The organism is Chromatiaceae bacterium (assembly GCA_016714645.1).
In the GTDB taxonomy this organism is placed as follows: domain Bacteria; phylum Pseudomonadota; class Gammaproteobacteria; order Chromatiales; family Chromatiaceae; genus M0108.
This window is the reverse complement of sequence record JADKCI010000001.1, coordinates 579,433-595,780: the sequence shown is the minus strand read 5'-3', so window position 1 is coordinate 595,780 and position 16,348 is coordinate 579,433. Positions and strand designations below refer to the sequence as shown.

15 protein-coding genes are annotated in these 16,348 nt (G+C 62.7%); 5 read left to right on the top strand and 10 right to left on the bottom strand.

Annotated features, from left to right (window positions below; all coding sequences use genetic code 11):
• Window positions 1–35: 35 nt before the first annotated feature.
• From ubiD to IPN92_02770, 3 genes are all read right to left on the bottom strand, one after another.
• Window positions 36–1,502 carry a 4-hydroxy-3-polyprenylbenzoate decarboxylase gene (gene ubiD, locus IPN92_02780; GenBank protein MBK8637243.1) on the bottom strand — a complete coding sequence of 489 codons (1,467 nt, stop codon included), beginning with the start codon at window positions 1,500–1,502 and terminating at the stop codon, window positions 36–38.
• A 95-nt stretch (window positions 1,503–1,597) separates the two neighbouring features.
• Window positions 1,598–3,634 (bottom strand): M3 family metallopeptidase, encoded by a 2,037-nt coding sequence (locus IPN92_02775; GenBank protein MBK8637242.1) that lies wholly within the window; start codon window positions 3,632–3,634, stop codon window positions 1,598–1,600.
• Window positions 3,635–3,696: 62 nt separating this feature from the next.
• Complete coding sequence (locus tag IPN92_02770; GenBank protein ID MBK8637241.1) at window positions 3,697–4,272, bottom strand: CNP1-like family protein; 576 nt, start codon at window positions 4,270–4,272, stop codon at window positions 3,697–3,699.
• A 207-nt stretch (window positions 4,273–4,479) separates the two neighbouring features.
• Here IPN92_02770 and IPN92_02765 point away from each other — a divergent pair, with 207 nt between their 5' ends.
• Window positions 4,480–5,016: a gamma carbonic anhydrase family protein gene (locus tag IPN92_02765; protein MBK8637240.1), complete on the top strand. Its 537-nt coding sequence runs from the start codon at window positions 4,480–4,482 to the stop codon at window positions 5,014–5,016.
• A gap of 147 nt (window positions 5,017–5,163) precedes the next feature.
• Here the strand turns inward: IPN92_02765 and IPN92_02760 are convergent, their stop codons facing one another.
• The 4 genes from IPN92_02760 to purE all read right to left on the bottom strand — a co-directional run bounded on the left by IPN92_02760 (window position 5,164) and on the right by purE (window position 9,815).
• On the bottom strand, window positions 5,164–6,813 hold the full coding sequence (locus tag IPN92_02760; GenBank protein ID MBK8637239.1) for a L,D-transpeptidase family protein: 1,650 nt from the start codon (window positions 6,811–6,813) through the stop codon (window positions 5,164–5,166).
• Window positions 6,814–7,035: 222 nt separating this feature from the next.
• Window positions 7,036–8,163, bottom strand: coding sequence for a PilT/PilU family type 4a pilus ATPase (locus IPN92_02755; GenBank protein MBK8637238.1), 1,128 nt, complete (start codon window positions 8,161–8,163; stop codon window positions 7,036–7,038).
• Between the two features lie 65 nt (window positions 8,164–8,228).
• Window positions 8,229–9,266, bottom strand: a complete 1,038-nt coding sequence (locus IPN92_02750) for a type IV pilus twitching motility protein PilT (protein MBK8637237.1) — start codon at window positions 9,264–9,266, stop codon at window positions 8,229–8,231.
• Window positions 9,267–9,314: 48 nt separating this feature from the next.
• The gene (gene purE / locus IPN92_02745) at window positions 9,315–9,815 is read right to left on the bottom strand and encodes a 5-(carboxyamino)imidazole ribonucleotide mutase (GenBank protein ID MBK8637236.1); all 501 of its coding nucleotides are present in this window, start codon (window positions 9,813–9,815) and stop codon (window positions 9,315–9,317) included.
• A gap of 468 nt (window positions 9,816–10,283) precedes the next feature.
• Here purE and IPN92_02740 point away from each other — a divergent pair, with 468 nt between their 5' ends.
• The 4 genes from IPN92_02740 to lipB all read left to right on the top strand — a co-directional run bounded on the left by IPN92_02740 (window position 10,284) and on the right by lipB (window position 13,615).
• A complete protein-coding gene (locus IPN92_02740) occupies window positions 10,284–11,267 on the top strand; it encodes a septal ring lytic transglycosylase RlpA family protein (protein ID MBK8637235.1) in 984 nt (327 codons plus the stop codon).
• 234 nt (window positions 11,268–11,501) lie between these two features.
• The gene (locus IPN92_02735; protein MBK8637234.1) at window positions 11,502–12,668 is read left to right on the top strand and encodes a D-alanyl-D-alanine carboxypeptidase; all 1,167 of its coding nucleotides are present in this window, start codon (window positions 11,502–11,504) and stop codon (window positions 12,666–12,668) included.
• Between the two features lie 7 nt (window positions 12,669–12,675).
• Entirely contained in the window at window positions 12,676–12,945 is a 270-nt protein-coding gene (locus IPN92_02730) for a DUF493 domain-containing protein (protein ID MBK8637233.1), read from the top strand.
• 46 nt (window positions 12,946–12,991) lie between these two features.
• Window positions 12,992–13,615, top strand: a complete 624-nt coding sequence (lipB, locus tag IPN92_02725; protein ID MBK8637232.1) for a lipoyl(octanoyl) transferase LipB — start codon at window positions 12,992–12,994, stop codon at window positions 13,613–13,615.
• A 78-nt stretch (window positions 13,616–13,693) separates the two neighbouring features.
• Here the strand turns inward: lipB and IPN92_02720 are convergent, their stop codons facing one another.
• From IPN92_02720 to IPN92_02710, 3 genes are all read right to left on the bottom strand, one after another.
• Complete coding sequence (locus IPN92_02720) at window positions 13,694–14,176, bottom strand: Hsp20/alpha crystallin family protein (protein MBK8637231.1); 483 nt, start codon at window positions 14,174–14,176, stop codon at window positions 13,694–13,696.
• A gap of 219 nt (window positions 14,177–14,395) precedes the next feature.
• Window positions 14,396–15,235 carry an RNA polymerase sigma factor RpoH gene (gene rpoH, locus IPN92_02715; protein MBK8637230.1) on the bottom strand — a complete coding sequence of 280 codons (840 nt, stop codon included), beginning with the start codon at window positions 15,233–15,235 and terminating at the stop codon, window positions 14,396–14,398.
• Between the two features lie 140 nt (window positions 15,236–15,375).
• Entirely contained in the window at window positions 15,376–16,323 is a 948-nt protein-coding gene (locus tag IPN92_02710) for an ABC transporter permease (GenBank protein MBK8637229.1), read from the bottom strand.
• Window positions 16,324–16,348 lie beyond the last annotated feature (25 nt).

Below are 16,348 nucleotides of genomic sequence, written 5' to 3'. Positions count from 1 at the left end.
GAGAGCAGGATCGCTACCGGGCCCGCGGCCCAGGCTCAGCTTATCCCCAACTCAGCCCAGAGGGCATCCACCCGCTGACGTACCGCCGCCGTCATCTCGATGGGCTTGCCCCATTCCCGGCTGGTCTCGCCCGGCCACTTGTTGGTGGCGTCGAAGCCGATCTTGGAGCCCAGCCCGGAGACGGGGGAGGCGAAGTCCAGGTAGTCGATGGGCGTGTTCTCGATGGTGACCGTGTCCCGCGCCGGGTCCATGCGGGTGGTCATGGCCCAGATGACGTCCTTCCAGTCCCGGGTATTGATGTCGTCGTCCACCACGATCACGAACTTGGTGTACATGAACTGGCGCAGGAAAGACCAGACGCCGAGCATGATGCGCTTGGCGTGGCCGGGGTACTGCTTTTTCAGGCTCACCACCGCCAGCCGGTAGGAACAGCCCTCGGGCGGCAGATAGAAATCCAGGATCTCCGGGAACTGCTTTTGCAGGATGGGCACGAAGACCTCGTTGAGGGCCACCCCCAGGATGGCGGGTTCATCCGGCGGCCGGCCAGTGTAGGTGCTGTGATAGATGGGCTGGCGACGATGGCTGATGCGATCGAGGGTCAGGACCGGGAAGCGGTCCACCTCGTTGTAATAGCCGGTATGGTCGCCGAAGGGCCCCTCCAGGGCGGTGTCATTGGGATGGATGCGGCCCTCCAGTACGATTTCCGCCCGGGCGGGCACCTGTAGCGCATTGCCGATGCTGGCGGCGACCTCGGTGCGACTGCCCCGCAGCAGGCCCGCGAAGCCATATTCCGACAGGCTGTCTGGCACCGGGGTGACGGCACCGAGGATGGTGGCCGGGTCGGCGCCCAGGGCCACCGAGACGGGGAAGGGCTCGCCCGGGTGGGCGCGGGTCCATTCGCGAAAATCCAGGGCGCCGCCGCGATGGGCCAGCCAACGCATGATGACCCGGTTCGGCCCCAGCACCTGCATGCGGTAGATGCCCAGGTTCTGGCGCGGCTTGTCCGGGCCCCGGGTGATGACCAGACCCCAGGTGATGAGGGGACCGGCGTCACCGGGCCAGCAGGTCTGGATGGGCAGCCGCCCAAGATCCACATCCTGGCCCTCCAGCACCACCTCCTGACAGGGCGGACCTTTGATCTGCTTGGGAGCCATGTCCAGGGCCTTGCGAAAGACCGCCAATTTTTCCCAGGCATCCTTCATGCCCCGGGGGGGCTCGGGCTCCTTGAGGCTGGCCAGCAACTGGCCGACCCCGCGCAGGGCCGTCACGGATTCCTCGCCCATGCCCATGGCCACCCGGTTGGGGGTGCCGAAGAGGTTGCCCAGCAGAGGTATCTCCGAGCCCTTGGGCCGCTCGAAGAGGAGGGCCGGGCCCCCAGCCCGCAGGGTCCGGTCGCAGATCTCCGTGATCTCCAGGTAGGGATCGACCTCGGCGCGGATGCGCTTGAGCTCCCCCCGCGCCTCCAATTGGGCGATGAAATCTCGTAAGTCAGCGTATTTCATAGATCTAAAGCGCCAGTCGGAGAATTGATCCTTGACCCGATGGGATTTAGAGCCAGGGCCTGCACAAACCGGCAGGCCTGTCTCGCCGCCCATCATCAAGCCGCGATAGCGATACCGCTATGGCGGAGCAAGGCGTCGATCGTGGGCTCGCGGCCCCGGAAGGCCACATAGAGGTCCATGGCCGGGCGGGAGCCGCCCTGTTCCAGGATGTTTTGGCGGAAGGCGCGGCCGGTGGCGCTATCGAGAACGCCCCTTTCCTCGAAGAGGGAGAAGGCATCGGCGGACAGGACCTCGGCCCATTTGTAACTGTAGTAGCCCGCCGCGTAACCGCCGCCGAAGATGTGCGAGAAGCCCTGGGCAAAGCGGTTGAAGGCCGGGGGCTTGAGGGGAGCCACCTGGTCGCGCACCTGGTCGAGGATCTCCTGGATGCGCCCGCCCCGAGCCGGGTCGTATTCGAGATGGATGCGGAAGTCGAACAGGGCGAATTCGAGTTGACGGGCCATCTGGATGGCGGACTGGAAATTCCTGGCGGCCCGCATCCGCTGGTATAGCCCATCGGGGATGGGCTCGCCGGTGGCCACCTGGCCGGATATGAGGTCCAGGGACTCCCGCTCCCAGCACCAGTTTTCCAGGAACTGGCTGGGCAGCTCCACCGCATCCCAGGGCACGCCGGAGATGCCGCCGACGGCGGGATAATCGATCTGGGTCAGCAGGTGGTGCAAGCCGTGGCCGCACTCGTGGAAGAGGGTCAGGACCTCGGTATGGGTCAGCAGCGAGGGCTGATCCCCCACGGGCGGGGAGAAGTTACACACCAGGTAGGCGCAGGGGATCTGATCGCAGGTGGCGGTGTGGAGCCGGTTGACGCAGACATCCATCCAGGCCCCGCCGCGCTTGTTGGGACGGGCAAAGGGGTCGAGGTAGAACTGGCCCCGCAAGTCGCCATCGCCCGCGCGGATCTCGAAAAAGCGCACATCCGGATGCCAGGTATCGACCCCCTGGACCTCGCGGAGGCGGATGTCGAAGAGCCGCTCCAGCAGCTTGAAGAGGCCGCCGAGGACTCGGCTGATGGGGAAATAGGGCCTCAGCTCCTCCTGGGTGATGGCATAGCGATGCTCGCGCAGCTTTTCGGCATAGTAGGCCAGGTCCCAGGGCTCGATAGCACCGGGGCCCCCCAGGGTCCGGGCAAAGTCGCGTACCTCTTCAATCTCCTGGCGGGCCTGCGTCACGACCCGTTGCGCCAGGCCGGCGAGGAAGCCCATCACCTCCTCGGGGGAACGGGCCATCTTGGTGGCCAGGGAGCGTTCGGCATAGTTGGCGAAGCCGAGGAGCTGGGCCTGCTCGTGCCGCAGGGCCAGGAGCTCATCCATGATGGCGCCGTTGTCCCATTGGCCGGCATGGGGGCCGAGCTCGGAGGCACGGGTGGTATAGGCCTCATACACTTCGCGGCGCAGGGCCGCGTCATCGGCGTAGGTCATGACCGGCTGGTAGGAGGGGAAATCGAGGGTCAGGACCCAGCCGGGCGCGCCGCGGCGCTCGGCGGTCTGGCGGGCCAGGGCGCGGGCGGATTCCGGCAGGCCGGCCAGCTGGGCCTCATCCTCGATAGGCTTGCTCCAGGCGTTGGTGGCATCCAGGAGGTTCTCGGAGAACTTGGACCCGAGGCGCGACAGTTCCCGGTCGATTGCCTTGAAGCGGCTCTGCTGGTTCGAGGGCAGATCCACGCCGGAGAGGTGAAAGTCGCGCAGGGCATTGGCGAGCAGTTGGCGCTGAGTGGCGTCCAGGTGCTCCTGGGCGGCGACGGCGCGATAGCCATCGAACAGGGCCCGGTTCTGGCCAAGCTCGGAGGCGTAGTCGCTGAGCTTGGGCAGGCAAGCGTTGTAGGCGGAGCGCAGGGCCTCGCTGTTCATGACGGCGTTGAGATGGCCGACGGGTGACCAGGCGCGCTCCAGGCCATCGCCGAGCATCTCCAGGGGCTCGATGAAGTTCTCCCAGGTAGGGGGGTCCGCACCCTGGGCGAGTTCCGTGATGCGGGCGCGGTTGCGGGCCAGCAGGGTATCGATGGCGGGTTCCACCTGCTCGGGCAGGATGCGGCCAAAGGGGGGCAGGCCGGGCATGTCGATGAGGGGGTTGTCCATGATGCCTCGTTGAACCGATTGAGATGGCGGGGTGATGGGAGGAAATAGGGCCTGGTCGCGGCTCAATCCGGCAGGAATCCGGCGTTTTCGCGCCCGTGGACCTTACCCTTGAGCGCCCGGATCATATCCGGGATGGGGCGTGGCTCAAAGGTGCGTGGACCACAGAGGAAGTGGCCATGCAACTCCCGGTGGAGCCCGTCCCCGGACTGGGAGGTGACGGCCTGCCAGTCAGCCCCCTCAACGAGGATGAAGCGGTCATTCGAGCCATAGGCATAGGTGCGAAAGACCCCTTGGGCCTTGCAACGCAGGCCCTCGAAGGTGACATTGCGGGTGCCCGAGGGCGATTCAGCCACGAGGGTGTAGCGCACCACCTCATCGCTGCCGATGCTCAAATGCTGGCCATCGATGAAATAGCGGAAGCGGGAGGGAGAGGCGTTATCCAGCTTGAATTCCACCAGATCGCCGTCCTTGGGCCAGGGCGGCAGTGCGGTCCTGCCCTCCTCCCAGAGCTTGGGGTCAAGGATGCTGGCCGGCGCCGCGGGCCCGGCCTCGTCGATGAATTGGCGTGGCTTGGCGGCCAGGGCCAGGGGCGAAGCCAGGGCCAGGGTGAGCATGAGGGCGACAGCGGCAAAAGACATGTGACGTGCTCCGGACGGATTGACGCGGCGAGGGCGCGGCTTCAGGAAGGCAATATAGGCCCGGGTGATGGCGCAATCCAGTGTCACCGCCGGCGGAAATGCTCATGGCCGGGCAACGACAGCCCTGGCGGTTGCTGCTAGCATTGGACACTGACGGAACCTTCCCTTGACCCCCATACCCAAGCCCATCCCGCACCGAGGAAAACTATGTCCCCTATCCGCGCTTACCAGGGCAAGCAGCCGCGCCTTGCCGCCAGTGCCTGGATCGATCACACCGCCCTGGTGATCGGCGATGTGGAGATCGGCGAGGGGTCGTCCATCTGGCCCATGGCGGTGGTCAGGGGCGATGTCCATTACATCCGCATCGGCGCCGAGACCAATATCCAGGACGGCAGCATTCTGCATGTGTCCCACGACAGCCGTTTCCTGCCGGGTGGCGCGCCCCTCATCATTCACGACCGCGTTACCATCGGCCATCAGGTCGTACTGCACGGCTGCGAAATCCATGATTGCTGCCTGATTGGCATGGGCGCGCGCATCCTGGACCGGGCGGTCGTCCAGCCAAGGACCCTCCTGGGCGCTGGTTCCCTGGTCCCGCCCAGACAGGTTCTGGACGGCGGCTATCTCTGGCGCGGCTCCCCGGTCACGCGTATCCGACCTTTGACGGACCAGGAACTGGAATACCTGGAGTACTCGGCCCTCCACTATGTCCGCCTGGCGGACAATCACCGCCAATCCGTCTAAATCCTCCGGCCTCCGGCCCCTCCGGGACCCTCCCCAACTGACCACCAGGCGGCCCGGGCGCGGTACCCAGAGGCCAGCGCGAAGGGTAGAGCTAAAGCCGAGCGCCCCAACCCCAACCGCCCGGGCCTTGGTACAGCCGCCCCGGGTCTAGCCCGGGTCGGCCTTAAGGGGGACGGCTGGAGCGGATTCGGCTTCGGTCTTGGCCTGGTCCTTCCCCGCCTGGGCCGCCGGGGCCTTTATTTCGGCGGGCACCTTGGCCTCCACCGGCGACGCGGCTTGGTTGGTCGAGGGCAGGGGCTGGATCATGGGGGCTATTTTGGCCGGAAGCTGTTCCGCCACGGGTAAAGCGGGTAGGGCCGCCCCTGATCCAGGCGATGTCAGGGCGGGCGCCGTTTGCACCCCGCCAAGAGGGGCGACCGGGGTGGGAGGAGCGGCTTTTTCCCGAACTGGCGCCTCTGGGGCCTGCTGCGGCGGGGTTTGTCCTAAGGCCGACGGGTTTTCAGGGCGCGCGGCCGTGGTCTTGGGGGCCTGGGGCGAGGTCAATGAGGATTGAGGGGGTGTTGACCCGGCTTGGAGGGGTTTGGGCGAAACGGACTTATCCTCGGGAGTGCCTCCCATTGGCGCGGACCCCGGTTGGGCAACCGAGGTTGGATTGGCATGGTTTGCCGGCGGAACCCCGACGGGCACGGCCAAGGTCCCTTCGGTGACCAGGGGCTTCCAGGACTGATTTTGCGGAGGCTGAGGTCTCGCCACCCTGAGTTGCGGGTAGGGGGGTTGCGTGGTCGGGGTGTGCGTGGATAGAGACGTCAAGGGCTCTGTCGGGCTGGTCCGTGGCGGCATGGGCTGCACGGGGGTAGGCCGAGGTTTCACCGGCTCGTTTTGTACGGCCGGCACGGAAGTGGGCCCCGGTTTCAACGGCTCGGTGCTCGCGGTCTGGATCGGCGCGGCCAGCAAGGGTGCAGGCCTTGGTTTCACCGGCTCGGTTTGCACGACCGGCGCCGACGCGGGCTGGATTTTCGCCACCTCGGCGGGCGACAGGGTGCCGCCTTCCGCCGGCTCTTGTCTGGCGGCGCCCTGAGCCGCCAGCCTGCCGCGATAGTCGCCATAATCCGGACCCGTACCCGTGATGGTTACGGGCGTCCCGATCGGGACCTGGCTAAAGAGGCGCTGGGCAAAGGGCGCGGGCAGGCGTATACAGCCGTGCGAGGCAGGATGTCCCGGCCGAGGAATGGCGCCGGCGTGCAGGCCTACGCCGTCCCCGGTGAGGCGAAGAAAATAAGGCATCTTGGCCCCGGAGAAGCGGCCACCCGCCGGAACCTGATGGCGGCCCCGCTTGGCGTCGGAGACGACAACCTGCCCGTCGGCATTGTATATTTTGCCGTACAGGTTTGACTCCTTGGTTTTCTCCTTGCCCATGACGGCAAAATGACCTACCGGCGTCGGGTGCGACTTCAGACCCGAGGCGACATAGGTCCACCCAACCTGTTCCTCACCCTCGTAAAAGCGAGCCTTCTGGCTATCGACATCGATCCAGATATGCGTGATCTTGCGATTATCGCCCTCCCATTCCCAGCGTTTGGCCTTGGCGGGCCGGGCCTCCTGAGGCTCCATGGGTAGCACGGGGTTAGGTGCCTCGGCTTGGACCGGCTCCTGCTCCCTGGGCTTTTCCTGCTCCAGCAGGGGCAGATTCACACAGCCGCTGACCCCAAACTGAATCGCGGCCGCCGCCAGGGTGGCAAAGAGGGGCTTGAGGAGCCAATCCGTTGCCGGAAGAGGTTTACAGGGAGCTTTGATCATTAAAGTTGCGTCCTCGGTATGGCCGCGCTTGAAAAATATGAGGCCTTTATACAAGCATGATGGCGGTTTTGACTATCACTTTACACCGCGACCCCGGGTTGCGGATCAGAAAAAATCGGTGCCTCTTCGGCATTCCTGCTGGGCAGTGGAGGTCAAAAAGCCACCCTGCCTGAGGCGCGTATGTCTGAATCGGCCTGCGGCCATAGCGGTTCAATGCGACCGTCATCCATCTTTTTCCACCAGACTGATGCCCTCCAGGCCTCCGTCCAGTTCCATCCCCTTGTCCCGGGTACCGTGGAGTTTGATCATGAGGCGCACCTCGTTGGCGGAATCCGCCAAGCGCAGGGCGTCCTGATAGCTGATCTCGCCCTCCTCGTAAAGATCGAACAGGGACTGGTCAAAAGTGACCATGCCCTGCTCACGGGACTTTTTCATCAACTCCTTGAGCTTATGGACCTCGCCCTTGCGAATCAGGTCCGAGGCCAAAGGGGTACCGAGCAGGACCTCGATGACGGCGCGCCGGCCCTTTCCATCCAGGCGCGGGGCGAGCATCTGGGCGATGACGCCCTTGAGGTTCAGCGACAGGTCGGTGAAGAGCTGGTTACGGGCTTCATCTGGGAAAAAGTTCAGGATGCGATCTAGGGCCTGGTTGGCGTTATTGGCGTGCAGAGTGGCCAGGACCAGGTGACCTGTCTCGGCAAAGGCGACGGCGTACTCCATGGTCTGGCGGGTACGAATCTCGCCGATGAGGATGACGTCGGGGGCCTGGCGCAGGGTGTTTTTGAGGGCGACGTCGAAGGACTGGGTATCGACCCCGACCTCGCGCTGGGTAACGACGCAGCCGCCATGCTCATGGACGAACTCTATGGGGTCCTCGATCGTGATGATGTGCCCGGAACTATGCTGATTTCGGTAGCCAATCATCGCCGCCAACGAGGTGGACTTGCCGGTGCCGGTCCCGCCAACAAAGATGATGAGCCCGCGCTTAGTCATAGCCAGTTCCTGGATGATCGGGGGCAGGCGCAACTCCTCCAGGGTGGGGATCTTCGACTCGATGCGGTGCAGCACCATGCAGGTGGCATCGCGTTGCACCAGGGCACTGACTCGGAAGCGGCCAACGCCCTTGGCATCGATGGCGAACTGGCACTCCTTGGTCTCCTCGAACTCCTTTTGCTGCTTCTCGCTCATCACACCATAGACAAGGTCATGGGCATCCCGGGGCGTCAGGGCATCATTGCCGACGTTACGGATGACGCCGTCGATCTTGATTCCGGGGGGACGGCCCGCGGTGATGAACATGTCGGACCCTTTCTTTTGGGCCATGAGGATGAGGAGTGGGTTGAAGTCCATCTTGTCTCGAATGTCGGTAGAGGATGCCGCACGCCAAAAGGCTACCGGTCACGGCGAGGAATCGATCAGGCGAAGGACTCCTTGTTCTGAGCCTTGGACTGGGCATCGGCGCGGGTGATAAGGCCCTGCTTCAGCAGATCCGCCAGGTTTTGATCCAGGGTCTGCATGCCGAAGGCCTGGCCGGTCTGGATGGCGGAGTACATCTGGGCCACCTTGTCCTCGCGGATCAGGTTACGAATGGCAGGGGAGCCGATCATGATCTCGTGGGCCGCCACCCGCCCGCCGCCGACCTTCTTCAGCAGGGTCTGGGCGACGACGGCGCGCAAGGATTCGGACAACATGGAACGGACCATATCCTTCTCCGCCGCCGGAAAGACGTCGATGATGCGGTTCACGGTCTTGGCCGCGGAGGTGGTATGAAGGGTGCCGAACACCAGATGACCCGTTTCGGCGGCGGTCATGGCCAGGCGAATGGTCTCCAGATCGCGCATCTCACCCACCAGGATGATATCCGGGTCCTCGCGCAGGGCCGAGCGCAGGGCCTCGGCGAAGCCCAGGGTATCGCGGTGGACCTCCCGCTGGTTGATCAGGCACTTTTTGCTCAGGTGGACAAACTCAATGGGGTCCTCGATGGTGAGGATGTGCTCATAGCGGGTATCATTGAGGTAATCGATCATAGCGGCCAGGGTGGTGGACTTGCCGGACCCCGTGGGCCCTGTCACCAGGATCAGCCCCCGGGACACCTCAACGATGTCCCGGAACAACTTGGGGGCGTTGATTTCTTCCAGGGACAGCACCTTGGAGGGAATGGTGCGGAGGACGGCGGCGGCGCCGCGCTTCTGATTGAAGGCATTGACGCGAAAGCGGGCCAGGCCAGGGATCTCGAAGGAGAAGTCGGTTTCGAGAAACTCCTCGTAGTCCTTGCGCTGCTTGTCATTCATGATTTCATAGACCAGCGTATGCACCGTGCGATGGTCCATGGCGGGCAGGTCGATGCGGCGCATGTCGCCATTGACCCGGATCATGGGCGGCAACCCGGCGGAAAGATGCAGGTCCGAGGACTTGTTCTTCACGGAAAAAGTCAATAATTCAGTGATATCCACGACGAACTCTGGTCTTCCTCGGGGGACTGTCTAAGAAACCGGGTGACTTCAGTTTGATTCCCCGCGCTCCAGACGCTCTGCCTTAGCGAGGACCGCCGCCGCCAGGGCTTGCTTGAAGTCGATGAGGCGATCCATCAGGGCGGGATCGCCGGTGGCAATCATCTGGGCGGCAAGGATCCCGGCATTCCTGGCGCCGTCGATGGCGACCGTGGCCACGGGCACCCCCGGGGGCATCTGCACCATCGAGAGCAGGGAATCCTGGCCGGACAGACTGGCACTCTTGACGGGCACGCCAATCACGGGCAAAGGGGTCAGGGCCGCCGCCACCCCAGCCAGGTGGGCGGCCCCACCCGCCCCGGCGATGATGACCTTGAGGCCCCGCGCCCGCGCGCCCTCGGCATATTCAAATGCCCTTTTGGGGGTGCGATGTGCGGAGGCGATGGTCATCTCGCAGGGCACCCCCAGCTCTCCGAGGACCTCCGCCGCCGCCCGCATGACACTCAGGTCCGAGTCACTGCCCATGATTATGCCAACCAAAGCCCCATTCATCGCCAATTCCCCGATTATCGTTGCAAGTACCCTGGATAATAGTGCCTAGCACCATTCCCGGGCTAGAGGTGCTCACCCGGCCCAAGCCTTGAGTGGTCGTTGGTGGATAACCGCGGTGCCCCGCAGGCGCGTTTTTGCCCCACCGAACCGAGAGGGGGCCTCAATCTGCCCGGTGCGGACTGAGCAGATAGCCGGCCGGCCCATGCGACCCTCGGGCGACGCATACCACAACCCTTTGTTTATGATATGCATATTTAAATTTTTCAACCAGGAATGGGTACAGGAACCAGTAGCTAATAAATAATTTTATGGCTTGCCGTATAAAATTTCTATGTGCTGAAACACCCCAGCCAAGATATCCTTGTTGTTCTATCTGTTTTTTGCGTAACCAAATATCCAGGTAAGGCATTGAGGCTAAAGGAATAAAGACAGCCGAACGGTTACTTTTCGAGCGATTGGGGGCGAACGATGACGACAGAAGATGCGCGCGATAACGCATGGGTAGCCGTCCTGCGGGGCCAAGTCCTGGGGTTTTTGGTTTTTTTTCTATCGATGCTTTCCCTGACGGGTTGCGCAACCACGAGTCAAGATAGCGGCGCCGAGCCCCCTGGCCAAACCCAGCAGCCAGTCCCCAAGGTTGAATCACCCCCACCATCAAAAAAATCTTCTTCCTACGTAGTCAAGGGGAAGCGATATTTCGTCAAGTCCGACGCCACGGGTCATGAGGAAAAGGGTACCGCATCCTGGTATGGGAAGCGCTTCCACGGTCGTCGCACCAGTAGCGGCGAACGTTATGATATGTATGCCATGACCGCCGCTCACAAGAACCTGCCCATTTCCAGCCTCATCCAGGTCACTAATGTCGACAACGGCCTCAGTACCCTGGTTCGGGTTAACGACCGGGGGCCCTTCCATGGCAACCGGGTTCTTGACCTGTCCTATGCCGCCGCCTCTCAGTTGAACATGGTCGACAAGGGCTCAGCCAAGGTCACCATTCAAGTAGTTGATCCGGGAAAACCCAAGCTTGAGAAAGGCCTGCAGGAAATGTTCGTTGCCGCCTCCGACAAGGCGAGATCGGGCAACGACGCCCTGCAAGATCAGCCTACCTCGACTTTGAGCCCGACCGAAACCCGGATCGCCGCTACCGCGGAAACCGACATCCTCGGTGCCCCCTTGGTCGCCGCCAAGCCCAAGGCTAAACCTAAAAGCTACGATACTTCCTCCCTTTACCTGCAAGTCGGAGCCTTCGAGGATCGCTCCAACGCGGAAGAGTTGCGACAAGCACTGGTTGCCAAACTGGAGGAAGGCGTTCTGGTTCAAGCCGACGTCTCCAATGAATCAACGCCTTACAAGGTTCAGATTGGCCCTGTTGATTCCCAGGACAAGGCTCAAGACCTTTCACGCAAATTAGCCTCCCTGGGCGTAGGTAATTCTAGAGTGGTTAGCCGATAGCCAGGTTTTACCCCAGGATGGCAGGCCTTACCGGGCCTCCCTGCTGCTCATCCACCTGGGGAAGCTGGCTCTCGGGGAGACCAGAATGCCTCGCGGCTTGCCCCCTGCCCCAGCGATTTCTTGTTCAGCGCGGCTGCAACCCGGGGCCCCAGCGCTTAGAATGCGCTCTTCCGGGCTTATATCAGGTTGCACCCCTGATTATTGCCCCCCTCCATCCAGCGCCGAGCCTTGCCGATGAAGCCCCTCGCCCAAATCCTTTGCTTCCTTTTTCTGTTAATCCTGACGCCGGTCCTGGCCCAGGACAAGACGCCAGCCACTAACCCCCAGCCGCCTATCCCCGAGCCACCGACGATTCCCAGCCGCGCCCACCTGCTCGTCGACCATAACACCGGCAAGGTGTTGGTCGAACACCAGGCCGACGAGCGCCTGGACCCCGCGAGCCTTACCAAGATCATGACCGCCTATGTCGTCTTTCGGGAATTAGCGGCGGGTAAGGTAGCCCTCACAGATGAGGTGCTCATTAGCGAAAAGGCCTGGCGCACGGGTGGTTCCAAGACCTTCGTTGAACTGGGTAAGCAGATTCCCCTGGAGGTGTTGCTCCACGGCATGATTATCCAGTCTGGCAATGACGCCAGCGTGGCTCTGGCCGAGCACGTCGCCGGCAGTGAGGAGACCTTCGCCAGCCTCATGAACGCCCATGCCCAGCGTTTGGGAATGACCCACAGCCACTTCACCAACGCCACGGGGCTCCCGGATCCCGAACTCTACACCACCGCGCGCGACATGACCCTGGTCACCGCCGCGACCATTCGTGAATTCCCGGAGTATTACGCCTGGTACTCCGAAAAGGAATTCGTGTACCACGGTATCAAGCAGAACAACCGCAACCGCCTCCTGTGGCAGGACCCCGCCGTCGATGGCGTCAAGACGGGCCATACCGAGACCGCCGGCTACTGTTTGGTGGCCTCCGCCAAAAAACCCGACAGCATGCGGTTGACCTCCGTGATCATGGGCGCCAAGAGCGAAAAGGCCCGCGCCCAGGCCAGCCTGGCCCTGCTCAATTATGGCTTCCGTTTCTACGAGTCCCCCAAGCTCTATCCCGGTGGCCAGCCCATTGAGAAGCTGCGGATCTGGATGGGGGCCATTGAGGAATTGCCGGTGGGCCCCGCGTCGGATATCCATGCCACCATTCCGCGGGGCCGTTACGACAAGCTCGCGGCCCGGATCGAAAAAAATCCAGACATCATGGCCCCTGTCGCCAAGGGCGACAAAGTGGGCGAGATCGTCGTTGACCTGGATGGGAAGGAGATAGGCCGGGAACCCCTGATCGCCCTCCAGGATGTCGCGGAGGGTGGCTGGTGGGAGTGGCTCAGGGATACGGTCCTGCGCTGGTTCCAATAGGCCGTCCATGAAGAAAGAAGCCACCCGCCTGCTGGAGTTCCCCTGCGCCTTTCCGATCAAGTCCATCGGCAGGCTGGACGATAATTTCGAGGAACTGGTCATCGAAATAGTCCGACGACATGCCCCTAACCTCTGCGAGAGCCAAGTCAAGGTGCGACAGAGTCGTGGTGGAAAATGGGTCGCGGTGACCCTAGTCATTCAGGCCGAAAGCCAGGAACAACTCGACGCCATTTATCGCGATATGAGTGGCAACGCGCGCGTGGCGTGGGCCCTTTGACCTAAAGCTCACCTTGAGCAATCACGCCCCTGGGACGAGTGACGGCCTGTTCGTAATCCGGAATTTAGGCTTGTGCGACTATGAAGCCAGTTGGCGAGCCATGCGGGATTTCACGAACGCCAGAGACGCCGCAACTCCCGATGAACTTTGGCTCCTGCAGCATCCGGCTATCTATACCCTGGGCCAGGCTGGCCGTATGGAGCACCTGCTGGATGCCGGTAACATCCCGGTGCTCAAGGTGGATCGCGGCGGCCAGGTGACTTACCACGGACCCGGGCAGCTCATCGCTTACCTGCTGCTGGATCTCAAGCGTGCCGGCCTGGGCGTCAAAGGCTTGGTCAACCTCCTCGAAACCGCCGTTATTGAGGTCCTTGCCACTCAGGGGATCCTCGCCCAAGCCAGGCCAGACGCCCCCGGTGTCTATGTCGAGGGCGCCAAGATCGCCTCGCTTGGCCTGCGGGTGCGGCGCCATTGCAGCTACCACGGCCTGGCCCTGAATGTCGATCTCGACCTCGAACCCTTCTCTCGCATTAACCCCTGTGGCTACCCAGGCCTGGCCGTCACCCGGCTGATCGATTTAGGGGTGGCGACCTCCCTGGAGAAGATTGCGGAGGAACTGGCCGCCACCCTTGCGGGGCGATTGGGTCGCGTGGCGATTACCGGCACCTGAAATAACGGGGGCCGGCTGATGGCCGGCCTCCGTCGTCACGTCCGCGCCCCCTCTCATGGCGCGGAGGGGTTGAGTGCCTCACTTGATCTCGATCCGACGGCGCTCGGTCTCGTGGGCCTTGGGAAGATGGATTTCGAGCAGGCCTTCCTTGAACTCGGCGTCCACCTTCTCGAGCTCAACCGGTACCGGCAGGCGGATGCTGCGCGTAAAGGCACCCCGCGCGATCTCGGCACAATGCACCTCACCCTCTTCGGTCTCCTCCTCAAACCGGCGCTCCCCCGCGATGGTGAGCAAATCACCCGTCAGGTCAAGCTTCAGGTCCTTCTTGTCAACGCCCGGGATCTCCACCCGGACCAGAATCTCCTTGTCGCGCTCAATGAGGTCGAGATGCGGCATGGCAAACTCCATACGACCGGTCAGAGGTGCCCACTCTGGCAGCAACTCACGGAACGGCCGCATCCAGCCGCGATAGAGGGTGTCAAACACCCGATCCATGTTATCGAACACATCAATCTCGCGACGCGGTGCCACTTCGCGTAACTCTGTCGACTTGGTTTTCATGGCTGTCACTCCTTTTCTCTTTCCTCCCTGCTTTAAACATAGACGGGGAAGGCTCGGATTTCAAGGGCAACATGAATTATTTTATATAATATTATCAGCAGGTTACACGAATCTTCTCCGATTTTGATTCCAGCCCTCGGCCGCCTGCCATGCTGGGAATCCCCAACAAAAAAAGCCCGGTGGAGCGCGGACTTTCCGAGAGGCGAGGGGGGCGGCGGCTCACGCCTCGAGGTGGGTCTTCATTTTCCTCATGGCATTTTTCTCAATCTGACGAATGCGTTCGGCGGAGACGCCAAACTGGGCGGCCAGTTCATGCAGGGTCTGCTTTTTCTCCGTCAGCCAGCGGGCCTGGAGGATGGTTTTGCTACGCTCGTCCAGCCCCTCAAGGGCGGCGTGGAGCCGATCGTAGCGATCCATCATGGTGTCTTGACGTTCCAGGGCGCTGGCGGGTTCCATGCGCATATCCGGCAGGTAACTGGAGGGCGCGGCGGGGCCCTCCTCATCATCGCTATCGTCGCCGTCAAAGGCCAGATCCTGGTTAGAAAGCCTTGATTCCATCTCGAGCACCGTTTCGACCTTGACGTCCAGATCCCTGGCGACGCTCTCAACCTCTTCGCGGGTAAACCAGCCGAGGCGCTTCTTGGCGCTGCGCAGGTTGAAGAAGAGTTTGCGCTGAGCCTTGGTGGTGGCAACCTTGACGATGCGCCAGTTACGCAGGATATATTCATGAATTTCAGCGCGAATCCAGTGCACGGCGAAAGACACCAGCCGGACCCCCACGTCCGGTTCAAAACGTCTCACCGCTTTCATGAGCCCTACCGAGCCCTCCTGAATCAGGTCAGGCAAGGGCAGGCCATAACCCAGATAGCCCCGGGCAATGCGGATGACAAACCGCAAATGGGAGAGGACCAGCCGGCGGGCGGCGTCCATGTCACCGTGATCACGCAGACGAACAGCCAGGTCACGCTCTTCGTCCAGGGTCAGCATCGGAACCTGGTAGGAGGCGCTGATATAGGCGTCTATGTTGCCAGTAGGGAGCAGAGCGAGGTCTTTATTCATGATGCCAATACCCAAGTAATTTTCTATGGAATTAAGTGTAGCAAACCCCTCGGGGGTCACACAACGTGCAAATCACTCTATTTGGCGACGAAAGCCTTGAAAAGTTTCCGAGCGGACCCTCCTGGTCCCGATCGGCGCCCTCAAACGGCCTCGATGGCCGCGAGATGCCGGCTCACGGAGATCCAGCTACCCGCCAGGCCTAGGAGCAGACTCCCTCCCAGCAGGAAGGCCAGGGCGCCGGGGCCCAGCCCAACGAGGACGAAGTCCGCTTGATAGAGGGCGGCGAGGCGGGATACCGGTCCCTGCATGAACAGGAGTGCCAGGGAAACCAGGAACCAGGCAATGCATCCTCCCAGGACACCATGCCAGACGCCAAGCCAGAGGAAGGGACGGCGGATGAAGGCATGGGTGGCCCCCACGGTTTCCATGATGACAATCTCCTGGCGCCGGTTTTCGATCTCCAGGCGGATCGTGTTCCCTATGACCAGCAGGACACCCAGAGCCAGGGTGAAGGCCAGCACCTGGGCCGCGCGCTCGCCCAGCAGAACGATGCCCTGGAAACGTCGTACCCAGAGGGTGTCCATGCGGACCAGGTCCGTTTCCGGCAGGGCGGTGAGCACCTCGCGCAGCCCCTCCAGACTTGCCGCATCCCCCAGACTTTGGGCCGGCCGCAGGGCCAGAACATAGGGTAGGGGGTTAGTCTCCAGTTGCTCGACCGCCTCGGCGAAGCCGGTTTCGGCCCGCAACTCCTCCAGGGCCTGGTCCGGCGAAATCAAGGTGACGGACTCCAGGTCCGGCCGCCCCTCAAGGCGGCGAGCCAGGGCCTTGGCCTTAGCCTCGCTCACCCCCGCCTTGAGGAACAGGGAGATGGCCGCCGTCTGCTCCCATCCGTCCCCAAGCCGTTCCAGGTTACGCGTCAGGACGAAGAGGGCCCCCGGGAGGGCCAGAGCGATACCAATTACCAGGACCGTCATCAGGGTAGGCAGAGGCGTACCGCGCAGCCGGCTCAGACTGGACACGGCACCCTGGAGATGATGGGCAAACCAGATCCCCGGCAACCGGCCAAAGGGAATCTGTAACCGCCGCATGGGGCGGACGGCGGCCTTCGCGGCC